This is a genomic window from Blastococcus sp. TF02-8, from assembly GCF_003319175.1.
Classification (GTDB): domain Bacteria; phylum Actinomycetota; class Actinomycetes; order Mycobacteriales; family Geodermatophilaceae; genus Blastococcus.
In genome coordinates this window covers 462,184-475,900 of sequence record NZ_QOHK01000002.1, presented here as the reverse complement: position 1 = coordinate 475,900, position 13,717 = coordinate 462,184, and the positions used below count along the sequence as shown (strand labels likewise).

Genomic DNA, 13,717 nt, shown 5'->3' with positions numbered 1-13,717 from the left:
GCTCAGCCGCGGGCGAGCAGCCGGGCGGCCTCGACCGCCCAGTAGGTGAGCACCTGGCCGGCCCCGGCCCGCCGGATCGCGGTGAGGGTCTCCAGGATGGCGCGTTCCCGGTCGATCCAGCCGTTGGCCGCAGCCGCCTCGACCATCGCGTACTCGCCGCTGACCTGGTACGCGCTCACCGGCACCTGCACCGCGTCGGCGACCCGCGCCACGATGTCGAGGTAGGGCAGCGCGGGCTTCACCATGACGGCGTCCGCGCCCTCGGCGAGGTCCTGCGCGACCTCGCGCAGCGCCTCGTCGGCGTTCGGCGGGTCCATCTGGTAGGTCGAGCGGTCGCCGAACTGCGGCGCGCCCTCGGCGGCCTCGCGGAACGGGCCGTAGAAGCCCGAGGCGTACTTGGCGGCGTAGGCGAGGATCGGCACCTCGGTGAACGCGGCGCTGTCCAGGCCGGCGCGGATCGCCGCGACCTGGCCGTCCATCATCCCGCTGGGGGCCACCAGGTGGGCGCCGGCCCGGGCCTGCGCGATGGCCACGGCGGCGTACCGGTCCAGCGTGGGATCGTTGTCGACCACGCCGGCGGGGGTGACGACGCCGCAGTGGCCGTGGTCGGTGTACTCGCACAGGCACAGGTCGGCCATGAGCACGAGCTCGTCGCCGAGGTCGGCGCGCAGGTTCTGCAGCGCCACGTTGACCACGCCGTCGGCGGCGTCGGCCTGCGACCCCGCTGCGTCCTTCTCCGACGGGATGCCGAACAGCATCAGCCCGCCGATACCGGCCTCGGCCGCCTCGTGCGCGGCCTTCCGCAGCGAGTCGTGGGTGTGCTGGACGACGCCGGGCATCGAGCCGATGGCGACCGGCGCGTCGATGCCCTCCTTGACGAAGACCGGCAGCACCAGGTCGGCCGGGGCCACCCGGGTCTGCGCGGTGAGCCGCCGCAGCGCGGGCGTCGACCGCAGCCGACGCCCGCGCGCGAAGCCCGGGTTCGCTCCCCCTGCGGAGGTCACTTGCCCTCGCCGTCCTCCGCCTCGCGCAGCGACAGCGCGTACTCCGCCAGCGCGTCGACCAGCGGCGCCACGGCCGCGGTCTCCGGCTGCACGTCCACCCGCAGGCCGAACTCCTGCGCGGTGGCCGCGGTCTGCGGGCCGATCACCGCGACGACGGTCTTGGCGTGCGGCTTGCCGGCGATGCCGACCAGGTTGCGCACCGTGCTCGACGAGGTGAAGCACACCGCGTCGAAGCCGCCGCCCTTGATCGCCTCGCGCACCGGCGCCGGCGGCGGGGCCGCCCGGACGGTCCGGTAGGCGGTGACGTCGTCGACCTCCCAGCCGCGCTCGACCAGCCCGGCCGCGAGGACCTCGGTGGCGATGTCGGCGTGCGGCAGCAGCACCCGGTTGATCGGGTCCAGCACGTCGTCGAACTCGGGGAAGTCGGCCAGCAGGCCCTGGCTGGACTGCTCACCGGTGGGCAGCAGCTCCGGCACGATGCCGAAGTCGCGGACCGACTGGGCGGTCTGCTCGCCCACGCAGGCGACCTTGACGCCGGCGAACGCGCGGGCGTCGAGCCCCAGCTCGGCGAACTTCTCGCGGACGGCCTTCACCGCGTTGACGGAGGTGAACACGATCCAGCCGTAGCGGCCGGTGACCAGGCCCTTGATCGCGCGGTCCATCTGCGCGGGGCTGCGCGGCGGCTCCACGGCGATCGTCGGCACCTCGACGGGGACGGCGCCGTAGGCGCGCAGCCGGTCGCTCATGTCGCCGGCCTGGTCCTTGGTGCGCGGCACCAGGACCCGCCAGCCGAACAGCGGCCGGCTCTCCCACCACGACATGCGGGCGCGCTTGTCGACCACCGACCCGATGGTGGCCACGACCGGGCCGCTCAGCGGGTCCAGGCCGGCGTTCTTCTCGGCGACGGCCGCGAGCTTGGCGGCGACGCTCTTCTGCCCGGTGCCGGAACCGCCGGTGGTGACGACGACCGGGGTGCTGCCGGACAGCCCACCCTCGATCAGCCGGGCGGCGGCGTCGGGCAGCTCCTCGGCGGAGCCCTGCAGCACGAGGGTGCCACTGGTCGCGGCGGTCGCGGCGGCCAGCGCGGCGAGGTCCGCGCCGCTGCGCAGGTCGGCGGTGAGCGTCGTGCTGCCCATGGCGACACCGGCGAAGGCCGGCACCGCGGTCGAGGTCGCCACACCCGGCACGATGTCGAAGGGCACCGAGGTGCGGGCCACGGCCAGCACCTCCTTGATCGCCTCGTCCGAGGTGTAGGGGTCACCGTGCACCAGCCGGACCACGACCGAGCCGCTCTTGGCGGCGGCCACCGCGCCCTTGGCGATGTCGGCCGGCTCGCCGGAGACCGGCGTGAGCTCGGTGCCCGGGTTCGCCTCGCGGACGGCGTCCTGGAGAGGTGCTGCCACGTCGGGGTCGACCAGCACCACGGCGGCCTCGGCCAGCGCGGCGGTGGCGCGGGCGGTCAGCATGCCGGGGTCACCGGGGCCGGCGCCGACGAAGACGACCCGGCCCGACTGGCCTGCGGTCTTGCGGAAGCGCGTCATCGCGTGCTCCTGATCCTGGCCCGAGGAACTCGGGCGTCTGTCATGGCCCGGGTGCGGGCCGTTGCGGGGGTCTGGGGGTGCGGTGCGCGGCGGGACCGCGACGGGGCGGTCACCCGCCGACCGCCATGAGCTCGGCCGCGCCGCGGTCGAGCAGGTCGTCGGCCAGCGCCCGGCCGAGCGCGGCGGCGTCGGCCAGCGGGCCGGTCACCGAGCCGCGCACGCCGTCGCTGCCGTCGATCGCGGTCACCGAGGCGCGGAGGAACAGCTCGGGACCGTCCTCGCCCTCGGCCACCTCGGCGTAGGCGGCCACCGGGGCGCTGCAGCCGGCCTCGAGGGCGGCGAGAGTGGCGCGCTCGGCCACCACGCAGGCGCGGGTGGGGGCGTCCTCGAGCCGGCCGAGCAGCTCCCGGGTGCGGGCGTCGCTGGTGCGGCACTCCACGGCCAGAGCGCCCTGGGCGGGAGCCGGCAGGACCTGCAGCGGGTCGAGGGTCTCGGTGATCGGCGCCAGCCGGCCGATGCGGTTCAGCCCGGCCCGGGCGAGCACGACGGCGTCGAGGTCGCCGGGGCCGTTCCCGGCGCCGGGGACCCGGCCGAGGCGGGTGTCGACGTTGCCGCGGATCGGCACGACCTCCAGACCGAGGCCCAGGGCCCGCAGCTGGGCGACCCGACGCGGGGCGCCGGTCCCGATGCGCGAGCCCGCCGGCAGCTCGCCGAGGGTCAGCCCGTCCCGGGCGACCAGGGCGTCGCGCGGGTCCTCGCGGGCCGGGACGGCGGCGAGGATCAGGCCGGGCTCGGGTGCGGTCGGCAGGTCCTTGTAGCTGTGCACGGCGAGGTCGACCTCGCCGTCGAGCAGGGCCCGGCGGATCGCCGCCACGAAGACGCCGGTGCCGCCGAGCTGGGCGATCGCCGCCGAGGAACGGTCGCCCTCGGTGCTGATCAGCACCAGCTCGACCGGGACGCCCGTGGCGGCCGTGATCGCGTCGGCGACGGTCTGCGACTGCGTGCGGGCGAGCTCGCTGGCCCGGGTACCCAGGCGGAGCGGGGCACCCGGCACCCCGGCGGCCGAGGCCGCGCCCTGGAGATCGGTGGCGGTCACGCCGCTCCTCCCGTGCGCTCGGGGTCGACGGTGACCGCGTCGGCCAGGCGGCCGGAGCCGGGCGTCACGTCGGCGTCGATGCCCAGACCGAAGAGGGCGCGCAGCGCGCCGGCGTAGTCGGTGCCCCCGGGCGTCGCGGCCAGCTCCTTGACCCGCACGGTCGGCTCGTGGAGCAGCTTGTCGACGACGCGGCGCACGGTTCGGGCGATCTCGGCCCGCGCGCGGGTGTCCAGGTCGGGCAGCCGGCCGGCCAGGCGCAGCAGCTCGGCGTCGACGACCTCGGCGGCCTGCGAGCGGAGGGCGGAGACCGTGGGGCCGACCTCGGCGGCGCGGCGCTCGGCCCGCAGCAGGGCCGTCTCGGCCTCGATCATCGCGCGGGCGCTGCGGATGTCGTCGGCCGCCACGGGGCCGCTGCCGTCGCCACGCTCGCCCTGGAGCAGGGCGAGATCGACCACGTGCACGCCGGGGATCGCCGCGACGCCCGGGTCGACGTCACGGGGCAGCGCGAGGTCGACGACCACGAGCGGCCGGCCGGCGCGCTCGGACCCGCTCCGGGCGGCCATCGCGGCGGTGACGACGTCGGTGCCGACGACCAGCCCGGTCGCGCCCGTGCAGGTGAGCAGCAGGTCGGCCGCGGCGAGCTCCTCGGCCAGCCGGTCCAGGGGTGCCGGACGGCCACCGACGGTCTCGGCCAGGCGCTCGGCGGAGGCATCGGTGCGGCTGCTGACCACGACGTCGGCGCCCCGGCGGGCCAGCGTGGTGGCCGCCAGCGCGCCCATCGACCCGGCTCCGACGACGAGGACGGGCCGCCCGCCCAGGCTGCCGATCCGCGCTTCGGCGCGGTCCAGCGCCACCGACACCAGCGAGGCGCCGGCCTTGTCGATGCCGGTCTCGGAGTGCACCCGCTTGCCGACCCGCAGGGCCCGCTGGGCCACCGGGTGCAGGGCGCGGCCGACGGTGCCCTCCTCGCGGGCGAGCGCGTAGGCGGCGCGCAGCTGGCCGAGGACCTGGGTCTCCCCGACGACCATCGAGTCCAGCCCGGCAGCCACGGTGAACAGGTGCTCGACCGCCTGGTCCTCGTAGTGGACGGTCACGTACGGGGAGAGCTCCTCGACGGTGGCGCCGGCCTGCCGGGCCAGCACCCGGCCGACGTCGGTGACGCCCCCGTGGAAGCGGTCCACCTCGGCGAAGACCTCGATGCGGTTGCAGGTGGCCAGCACGAGCGCCTCGGTGACGTGGTCGCTGCCGACCAGCTCGTGCAGGGCCTTCACCCGGTCATCGGCGGTCATGGCGAACTGCTCGAGCAGCGCCACGGGGGCGGTCTGGTGGCTGACGCCCACCGCGAGCAGGCTCACGCGGTCACCTCCGCCGCGCTCGCCGTGCGCTGCTGACCGAGGAACGCCAGCACCTGGAGCTCCACGGACAGGTCGACCGGGCGGACGTCGACACCCTCAGGGGGCGCGAGGGTCACCGGCGCGAAGTTCAAGATGCTCCTCACCCCGGCCGCCGCCAGCCGGTCGCAGACCGACTGCGCGACCTCGGCCGGTGTCGCGATGACCCCGATGGAGACCTCGGCCTCGGCCACGGTCGACTCCAGCTCGGCCATCGGCTGCACGGTCAGGCCGCCGATCCGCTGCCCGACCCGCGCGGGTGCGGCGTCGAAGAGGCCGACGAAGCGGAAACCGCGGCTGCCGAAGCCGGCGTAGTCGGCCAGCGCCGTCCCGAGGTTGCCGATGCCGACCAGGACGCAGGCGCGGGACCGCTCGGCGCCGAGCACGCGGGCGATCCGCTCGCGGAGGGCGACGACGTCGTAGCCGACGCCGCGGACACCGCAGGAGCCCAGGTGCGAGAGGTCCTTGCGCAGCCCCGCGGGGTTCACCCCGGCGGCCGAGGCCAGGTCACCGGAGGACACGGTGGTCCGACCGCCGTCGGCGAGACCGGTGAGCACCCGCAGGTACACGGCCAGACGCGCGACGGTGGCCTCCGGGATGGTCCGGGGCCGTGGCTGGATCACGGGCTCTCCACAGCGGTCGCACCCGGGAGGCCCGGCGGGCGCCGGGCGCGGGATGTGCGACATCGGGACGCGAGCGGCAGGATGCGCTCGCGTCCGCCACGGTAACCGCTTGTGAACGCAGGAACAAAGTCGCCGGACGGGCGACGACCCGCTGACCAGGGCTGATCCCCCCGGTTGTGGTGGAGACCACCGTATCCGCAGGTCAGGCCCCACCCGGAAGGGGGTCAGCGGAGTCCGAGATCTCGCCGGAGCCGGGGGACGTCGAGCGTGAAGTACGAGTGCTCGCGGCCGTCGAGCAGGAGCACCGGCACCCGGTCGCCGTACTCCGCCTGGAGCTCCGCGTCGGTGTCGACGTCGACGTCGACCACCTCCAGCCCGGCCTCGGCGGCGACCGGCCGGAGCTGCTCGGCGGCCGTCAGGCACAGGTGGCAGCCGTCCCGGCCGAGCAGCTGCAGCCGCGGCTCAGCCATCGGCCGGGCTCCCGGCCGGCACCACGGCGTCGGCGTCGGCGCCGGTCAGGCCGAGCTCGCGCAGCCGCGCCCGGCTCACCTTGCCGGTGAGCGAGTGCGGCAGCGAGGCGAGGAAGTGCACCGACGTCGGCACCTTGTACCGGGCCAGGGACTCCCCGGCGTACGCCTGCAGCTCCTCGACGGTCAGCCGCTCGCCCGGGGCGAGGACGACGACGGCGCGCACGGCGGCCCCCGTGCGCGGGTCGGGCACCCCGATGACGGCGCTCTCCACGACGGCGGGGTGCTGGTCGAGCACCCGCTCGACCTCGGCCGGGTAGACGTTGAACCCGCTGACCAGGATCAGGTCGCTGCGGCGGTCGACCAGGTGCAGGTCGCCGTCGGCGTCGCGGTAGGCGAGGTCACCGGTGCCCAGCCACCCGTCGGCGTCGGGACCGTCGGCGCCGTCGGGCCAGTAGCCGGCGAACAGGTTGGGCCCCCGCACCCAGATCTCGCCCGGCCCCTCGTCGTTGTCGCCGCCGTCGTCCTCCCCCGTCCCGGTCTCCTCGTCGGGCAGGTCGACGGTGACCGCGCCCACCGCGGCGGTGTCCCGGAGGACGAGCTCCAGCCCCGGCACCGGTCCACCGATGCACTCGGGCTTGGCCCGGCCGGTCGCCAGGGTGCTGGCGACCACGGGGGCGGCCTCGGTCAGGCCGTAGCCCTCCCACACCGTGACCGCGGCCCGGTCGCGCATGGCGCGCCACACGCCCTCGGGCAGTGGCGCCGCACCGGCCGAGGCGACCCGCACGGCGGCGAAGGCACGGCGGAGGTCGGCGTCGCTACCGGCGGCGTCGGCGGTGGCCAGCCACGCCTGGTACATCGGCGGCGCGCCGGGGACGGCGGTCACCTGCTCGGCGGCCATCAGCGCCAGGGACGCCCGGGGGTCGAAGGTCTCCTCCAGGACCGCGCAGGCGCCGGTCGCGGCGACCAGCCCGAAGCCGGCGTTCAGCCCGTAGACGTGGAAGAGCGGGAGGACCAGCAGCACGCGGTCGTCACCTCGGACGGGGGGCGGGGTCATCGCCAGGCACTGCTCCTGGTTCGCCCGCAGCGCGCCCGAGGTGAGCATCGCGCCGCGCGGCCGCCCGGTCGTGCCGCTGGTGTAGCAGAGGAAGGCCAGTGCCGCGGGGTCGTCGGCCACCGCCGGCACCGGACCGTCCGCCGTGGGCGGGCCCGGGCACACCGGCACGCCCGCGAGCGAGCTCCGCTCGGCGACGGCGACCAGCAGCTCGGCCCCGGAGTCGGTGAGGACGTACTCGAGCTCCGGGTCGGTGTAGGCGGTGTTGACCGGGACGACGGTGAGGCCCGCGCGCAGGGCCCCGAGCACCGCCCGGAGCCAGTCCAGCCCGTTGGGGAGCTGGACCGCGACACGGCTGCCGGTCGCCATGCCCCGCTCGGCATAGCCGGCCGCGACCCGGTCGACGGCCGCGTCGAGCTCGCCCCAGCTGAGCCGCTGGTCACCGGCGACCACCGCCGGGGCGGCGGGGTCGCGCTCGGCGGCCGCGCGGACCAGTGCGGCCAGCGAAGTGCCTGCGTCGGACACGGAGGTCTCCTGTCGTCAGGGGGCGACAACCGGCCACCGGCGCGCGTTCCTCGGACGCGCACGGCGAGGCTGCCGTGGACGAGCACGGGCGATGTTGTCACCATGGGGCCTGCACCGCAGCCCGCGCGCGCCGTCGTGGGCGTGCGAGGTCCACGAGACGGTCCAGGCACAGCGGGCCGACGAGGAGGTCGATCGCCCGCATGCCCGCACCCCTGGACGCCGAACGGCCGGCCGGCGCGCCCGCTCCTCCCCGCCCGCGACCGACCCCCTTCCCGCGGACGAGCACCGAAGCACTCCCCGACGCCGCACTCCCCGACGACGGTCTCCCCGACGCCGCGCTCCCCGACGCGCAGCCCGTGCCCGACGGTCACCCGGTGAACGAGCACCCCGACCCGGAGGTGACGGTGGGCCCGCCGGCGACCGCCGAGGACGGCGTGCCGACCGAGGTCCCGGACACCGCGGACCTTCCGGCAGAGGTGGCCGACGAGCTCGCCGCGGCGGAGGTGGGTGCGGCCGACGGCGCCGTCGACGTCTGGGCGCTGGTCCGTCAGGCCCAGGAGGGTGACGCGGAAGCGTTCGGCCGGCTCTACGACCACTACGTCACGCTGGTCCACCGCTACGCCTACCACCGGGTCGGGGACCGGGCCACGGCCGAGGACGTCACCAGCGAGACCTTCGTGCGCGCGCTGCGGCGGATCGACTCGCTGTCCTTCCAGGGGCGCGACGTCGGCGCCTGGCTGGTCACGATCGCCCGCAACATCATCCGCGACCAGGTGAAGAGCAGCCGGTTCCGCCTGGAGGTCAGCACCGCCGACATGCGCGACGCCGACCGCGTCACCGACGGGCCCGAGGACGCCGTCCTGCAGCACCTCACCAACCAGCAGCTCCTGGCCTGCGTGCAACAGCTGGGGAGCGAGCAGCAGGAGTGCATCGTGCTGCGCTTCCTGCATGGTCTGTCCGTCTCCGAGACTGCCGAGATCATGGGCAAGAAGGACGGCGCCATCAAGGCGCTGCAGCACCGGGCGGTCCGGCGGCTGGCGGGGCTCCTGCCCGAGGGCCTGCGATGAGCGACGTCGCGGTCCCGGGCGTAACCGGGAGCCACGCCGCGTCGTTGTGCCCTCCGGAGCGGTCCCCCCACGACGGGCGGACCCGGTCGGCGGACAGGACGGGAGGTCGAGAGTGATCCGGCACCACGGCACGACGACTCCTGGTGAGACGACGCACGGGGCGGTGGCCGCGGGCGATCCCGAGACCGAGGTCCTGGCCCGCCTGCAGAGCCTCTCCGCCGTCCTCGACGACGAGCCCGACCCGGCCTACCGGGCGCGCGCCCGTGCCCGGCTGGTCGCGATGGCGGCCGTCCGGACGCCGCAGCCCGCTCCGCGCCCCCTGGCGTCCCGGCTGCTCGCGCTCCGGGCCGTCGACCGTCAGCCGTCCCGCTGGCGCGGCCGGCTGACGGCGGGGCTGGCGGGTGTCGCCGTGGGCGTCACCGGCCTCGCCGCGCTCGTGGCCGTCGCCGCCGGCGCGCAGCCCGGGGACCCCCTCTACGACCTGAAGCGCGGCACCGAGCAGACCCAGCTGGCGCTCGCCGGGGACAGCCGCGGCCAGACGCTCCTCGAGCTGGCCAGCACCCGGCTGGAGGAGCTGCGGGCGGTCACCGGGAAGGCCGACCTCGCCGAGCAGACGCTCCGGCTGATGGACCAGCAGACCGCCGAGGGGGCCGCCCTGCTCACCGCGCGGGCGGTGGCCGACCGCGACGCCGACGCCCTCGAGGACCTCGAGGTCTGGACCCACCACCAGGCCGCCGGGCTCACCGCCCTGGGCTCGGCCGTCCCCGCTCCGGCCGAGGCCGCCTACGCCGAGTCGGTGGACCTGCTCGAGTCGCTGACGACGCGGACCGCCGGACTCGTCATCGCGCTGGACTGCCCGTCCGGCCCGGCCACCGTCGGCACCGACGCCCTGGGCCCCGTGCCCGGCATCTGCGTGGCCGAGACCCCGGCCCCGCTGCCCGGCGAGGCACCGGTTCCGCCCCCCTCGGCCACCGGCGCCGGTGGCGCGCCCGCACCCACGACCGCTCCGGCGCCACCCGCGTCCGAGGGCGGTGCACCGGGCGTGGCCGTCCCGACGCCGGGCACCAGCGACGTCCCGGCCCCGGAGCCCTCGGCCGGGGGCGGCACGCTGCCGACGGGCCAGCTCCTGCCCCCGCTGCCGGGCGGCAGCTCGGCGACGACGAGCCGGACCACGACGCCCCCGGCCATCGCGGTGCCGCTGCCGGGACCGATCCGGATCTGCCTGCCTCCGCTGGCGACCGTGGGGAACTGCTGACCACGACCTGACCCGCTCCGCCGGTGCCGCTAGGGTCGCAGTCGTCGGGATCGGACGCCGGCCGGGCGACCGGGGCGGATCGAGTACAGGGAGGTCGCTGTGCCGCGACTGTCGGTGCGCGGCCGCCGCGCCGGGCGGCCTGTCGTCGAGGGCGACGAGGACACCCGCGCCCACGTGGCGGGTGCGGCCTCCGCTGCCGCCGCGGACGTCACGGCTCCCGCGACCATCGACCCGGACCTGACCGGCGCCGCCTTCTTCGACGTCGACAACACGATGATGATGGGCGCCTCGCTGTTCTGGTTCGCCCGTGGGCTGGCGGCCCGGAAGTACTTCACCACCCGTGACCTGGCCGGATTCGTCTGGCAGCAGGCCAAGTTCCGCATCGCCGGCAACGAGAGCGCCGACGACATGCACACCATCCGGGAGAACGCGCTGGCGTTCGTGGCCGGCCGGACGGTCGCCGAGATCGTGCAGGCCGGCGAGGAGATCTACGACGAGCTGATGGCCGACCGCATCTGGTCGGGCACCCGCGCCCTCGCCCAGAAGCACCTCGACGCCGGGCAGCGGGTGTGGCTGGTGACCGCGACGCCGGTGGAGCTGGCCTCTATCATCGCCCAGCGGCTGGGCCTCACCGGCGCCCTGGGCACCGTCGCCGAAGTGGTCGACGGCCAGTACACCGGTCGGCTGGTCGGCGAGATGATGCACGGCCCGGCCAAGGCGGAGGCCGTGCTGGCGCTCGCCGAGCGCGAGGGCCTCGACCTCGCCCGGTGCACCGCCTACAGCGACTCGGCCAACGACCTGCCGATGCTGTCCCTCTGCGGCACCGCCGTGGCGGTCAACCCCGACACGGAGCTGCGCGCGGCCGCCAAGCAGCGCGGATGGACCATCCGCGACTTCCGCACCGGCCGCAAGGCGGCGAAGATCGGCGTGCCGACGGTTGCCGCCGCGGCCGTGTCCGGCGGCCTGGTGGGCGGCGCGGTCGCGCTGCGCCGCCGCAACAAGCTCCCCTGGTGAGCCGGCCCCTCGGCTAGGAGCCGAACACGCTCCGGCGGCGCAGCAGCAGCTGGTAGAGCGAGTGCTGGATGGTCTCCCGCACCTGGTCGGTCAGGTTGAAGACCAGCATCGGGTCCTCGGCGGCCGCGGGGCCGTACGACGCCGTCTCGATGGGCTCACCGAAGGCGATCAGCCACTTCGAGGGCAACGGCACCAGGCCCAGCGGACCGAGCAGCGGGAACGTGGGCGTGATCGGGAAGTACGGCAGCCCCAGCACCCGGGCGAGGGTCTTCGCGTTGCCGATCATCGGGTAGATCTCCTCGGCGCCGACGATCGCGCACGGGATGATCGGGGCGCCGGTGCGCAGCGCCGCCGAGACGAAGCCGCCCCGACCGAACCGCTGCAGCGTGTACCGGTCGCGGAACGGCTTGCCGATGCCCTTGAACCCCTCGGGGAAGACACCGACCAGCTCCCCCTCGGTGAGCAGCCGCTCCGCGTCCTCGTTGCAGGCCAGCGTCGCACCGAGCTTGCGGGCCATCGCCCCGATCACCGGGATCTCGAACACGAGGTCCGCGCCCAGCAACCGGAAGCGCCGGGACGCGGGGTGCTCGTCGTGCAGCGCCACCGTCGTCATCAGCGCATCGACCGGGAGGGTTCCCGAGTGGTTCGCCACCACCAGCGCGCCGCTGTCGGCGGGCACGTTCTCCAGGCCGAAGGTCTCCACCCGGAACCACTTCTGGAAGAAGGGTCGCAGGATCGGCAGCAGCACGTGGTCGGCCAGGTCCGGGTCGAAGCCGAACTCGTCGGTGTCGTACTCGCCGGTGACCCGGCGCTGCAGAAAGTCCAGCCCGCCGGCGATCTGGTCGTCCCAGGCCGGCGGCGGGGACACCGGGACGAACGGTTCGTCGTCGTCGGGGCGCAGCGGGATCACGCGGGCCTCAGGCATCGCGCACCGCCCGCAGTCCCGGCGGTGGCGGGACCGGTCGGAGCCGTCGCTCGACGGCCGTGGCCGCGTCTCCGGCGTGGGTGAGCAACGAACGGAGGCCACCGGTCACCGACCGCACCGTCCTCGGGTCGATGACGGCGGGCACCGTGCGGGCGTAGTCGGCCAGCGCGTCCGCCGTCGAGTATCGGGGGGTGTAGCCGAACTCCGTGCGCAACCGCGTGGTGTCCACGACGCGACCGAAGTTCAGGAATCGCATCTGCTCGGGCGAGTAGTCGACGAACCCGAACCGGCGGGAGAGCCGGCCCACCGAGCCGAGGGCGGGCGAGGGCAGCGGGATCTCGATGCGGCCGAGCCGGCGCACGGCCTGCGACAGCAGCAGCGTTCCCTCGCCGCCGACGTTCACCGTGCCGGTGAAGCTCCCGGTGGTCGCGCGGGTGAGCACGGCGAGCGCGTCGTCCTCGTGCAGCAGCTGGACGCGCGCGTCGTAGCCCAGAGCGGTGGGGACCAGGGGCATCCGGAGGAAGCCGGTGAGCAGCGAGTCGATCCGCGGCCCGATGAAGTTGGTGAACCGCAGGACCGCGACGTCGACGTCGGGCCGGCGCCGCGCGAAGGAGCGCACGTAGCCCTCGATGTCGACGCTGTCCTTGGCGAAGCCGCCGGAGGGCACCTGGCGGGCCTGCATCGACTCGGTGAAGACCGCCGGGTCCCGGGAGGAGGCGCCGTAGACCGCGCTCGTCGACTTGAGGACGAAACGGCGCACCGAGGAGGCCCGCTGGCAGGCGGCCAGCAGCTGCATCGTGCCGATGACGTTGAGTTCCTTCATCGGCACGCGTCCGCCGGAACCGGCGGGGGTGGAGCTGATGTTCATGTGCACCACGGTGTCGACCGACGCCGCGCCGATGACCTTGCCGATCAGCGGGTTGCGGATGTCGGCCCGCACGAACTCGGTGCGACCGAGCCGGCGCAGCATCGCCGGCGACGGCGGGACCGTGTCCACGCCGATGACCCGCTCGATCGACGGGTCCGCTGCGAGCTCGGCCGCCAGCGCACCGCCCAGCCACCGGCTCACACCGGTGACGAGGACGACCGCGGGCGGCACGAGCGTCAGCTCACTTCTTGTTGCGGCGCTGAACGCGCGTCTTCTTCAGCAGCTTGCGGTGCTTCTTCTTCGCCATCCGCTTGCGCCGCTTCTTGATGACCGAACCCACGTGGTGCTCCCGACGTCGTATTGAACAGCTCGAGCGCGACCGCCGAGTCCGCCCCGGTGTCGCTCGGCGACCGAGCGTACCCGAGCCGCCCCGCGACGACGTCGCCGCGGGACGGCCCGACCGGAGGAAGAGCGGGGAACGCCCTGCGGATCAGGCGATGTCGGTGTAGGCGTCGCGCAGGTAGTCCTGCACGGCGCGCTCCGGGACGCGGAAGGAGCGGCCGACGCGGACGGCGGAGAGCTCGCCGGCGTGGACGAGGCGGTACACGGTCATCTTGGAGACCCGCATCATCGAGGCGACCTCGGCGACGGTCAGGAAGGTGACGGCGGCACGCGGAGCCGGGACGGCGGCGCGGCCGACGGGCATGGCGGCGGGGTGGGCGGCCGGCACCGGGCGGGCCATGGCGGCTGCGGGCATCGGGCGGCCCATCGGGCGGGGGACGGGCATCCCCGGACGGACGACGGTGGCGGCGTGCTGGTGCTGACGCTGGGGCATGGTCATGTCTTCGTCTCCGGTACCTGGCCCATGTCGTGGCGCCGGCTTCCCC

The 13,717-nt window shown here is 75.3% G+C and carries 14 protein-coding genes; 3 read left to right on the top strand and 11 right to left on the bottom strand.

From position 1 onward, the window contains the following. Positions 1-2 precede the first annotated feature (2 nt). The 7 genes from hemB to DQ237_RS06405 form a co-directional block, all read right to left on the bottom strand. Positions 3-1,004, bottom strand: a complete 1,002-nt coding sequence (gene hemB / locus DQ237_RS06435; protein WP_113798277.1) for a porphobilinogen synthase — start codon at positions 1,002-1,004, stop codon at positions 3-5. Then, positions 1,001-2,545, bottom strand: coding sequence for a uroporphyrinogen-III synthase (locus DQ237_RS06430; protein ID WP_113798275.1), 1,545 nt, complete (start codon positions 2,543-2,545; stop codon positions 1,001-1,003). Before DQ237_RS06430 ends, hemB begins: the two co-directional genes overlap by 4 nt. A 109-nt stretch (positions 2,546-2,654) precedes the next feature. Next, positions 2,655-3,641, bottom strand: a complete 987-nt coding sequence (gene hemC, locus DQ237_RS06425; RefSeq protein ID WP_205730095.1) for a hydroxymethylbilane synthase — start codon at positions 3,639-3,641, stop codon at positions 2,655-2,657. Next, complete coding sequence (locus DQ237_RS06420) at positions 3,638-4,996, bottom strand: glutamyl-tRNA reductase (RefSeq protein ID WP_113798273.1); 1,359 nt, start codon at positions 4,994-4,996, stop codon at positions 3,638-3,640. Before DQ237_RS06420 ends, hemC begins: the two co-directional genes overlap by 4 nt. After that, positions 4,993-5,655, bottom strand: a complete 663-nt coding sequence (locus DQ237_RS06415; protein WP_205730094.1) for a redox-sensing transcriptional repressor Rex — start codon at positions 5,653-5,655, stop codon at positions 4,993-4,995. Before DQ237_RS06415 ends, DQ237_RS06420 begins: the two co-directional genes overlap by 4 nt. A 224-nt stretch (positions 5,656-5,879) precedes the next feature. Continuing rightward, positions 5,880-6,125 carry a glutaredoxin family protein gene (locus DQ237_RS06410; protein ID WP_113798269.1) on the bottom strand — a complete coding sequence of 82 codons (246 nt, stop codon included), beginning with the start codon at positions 6,123-6,125 and terminating at the stop codon, positions 5,880-5,882. Beyond that, entirely contained in the window at positions 6,118-7,701 is a 1,584-nt protein-coding gene (locus tag DQ237_RS06405; protein WP_113798267.1) for an AMP-binding protein, read from the bottom strand. The genes DQ237_RS06410 and DQ237_RS06405 overlap by 8 nt, the downstream gene beginning before the upstream one ends. A gap of 200 nt (positions 7,702-7,901) precedes the next feature. On the opposite strand from DQ237_RS06405, the gene DQ237_RS06400 reads away from it, so the two are divergent. The 3 genes from DQ237_RS06400 (at position 7,902) to DQ237_RS06390 (ending at position 11,037) form a co-directional block, all read left to right on the top strand. Next, complete coding sequence (locus DQ237_RS06400; protein ID WP_113798265.1) at positions 7,902-8,768, top strand: sigma-70 family RNA polymerase sigma factor; 867 nt, start codon at positions 7,902-7,904, stop codon at positions 8,766-8,768. A gap of 112 nt (positions 8,769-8,880) precedes the next feature. Beyond that, complete coding sequence (locus DQ237_RS06395; RefSeq protein ID WP_147251753.1) at positions 8,881-10,023, top strand: DUF5667 domain-containing protein; 1,143 nt, start codon at positions 8,881-8,883, stop codon at positions 10,021-10,023. 99 nt (positions 10,024-10,122) lie between these two features. Beyond that, the gene (locus DQ237_RS06390) at positions 10,123-11,037 is read left to right on the top strand and encodes an HAD family phosphatase (protein ID WP_113798261.1); all 915 of its coding nucleotides are present in this window, start codon (positions 10,123-10,125) and stop codon (positions 11,035-11,037) included. Between the two features lie 13 nt (positions 11,038-11,050). Here the strand turns inward: DQ237_RS06390 and DQ237_RS06385 are convergent, their stop codons facing one another. From DQ237_RS06385 to DQ237_RS20595, 4 genes are all read right to left on the bottom strand, one after another. Continuing rightward, positions 11,051-11,962 carry a lysophospholipid acyltransferase family protein gene (locus DQ237_RS06385; protein ID WP_113798259.1) on the bottom strand — a complete coding sequence of 304 codons (912 nt, stop codon included), beginning with the start codon at positions 11,960-11,962 and terminating at the stop codon, positions 11,051-11,053. Next, positions 11,955-13,061 (bottom strand): NAD-dependent epimerase/dehydratase family protein, encoded by a 1,107-nt coding sequence (locus DQ237_RS06380; RefSeq protein ID WP_113798257.1) that lies wholly within the window; start codon positions 13,059-13,061, stop codon positions 11,955-11,957. The genes DQ237_RS06385 and DQ237_RS06380 overlap by 8 nt, the downstream gene beginning before the upstream one ends. A 10-nt stretch (positions 13,062-13,071) precedes the next feature. Then, complete coding sequence (locus DQ237_RS06375; protein WP_012854759.1) at positions 13,072-13,170, bottom strand: 30S ribosomal protein bS22; 99 nt, start codon at positions 13,168-13,170, stop codon at positions 13,072-13,074. Between the two features lie 150 nt (positions 13,171-13,320). Continuing rightward, the gene (locus DQ237_RS20595; RefSeq protein ID WP_113798577.1) at positions 13,321-13,536 is read right to left on the bottom strand and encodes a helix-turn-helix domain-containing protein; all 216 of its coding nucleotides are present in this window, start codon (positions 13,534-13,536) and stop codon (positions 13,321-13,323) included. Positions 13,537-13,717 lie beyond the last annotated feature (181 nt).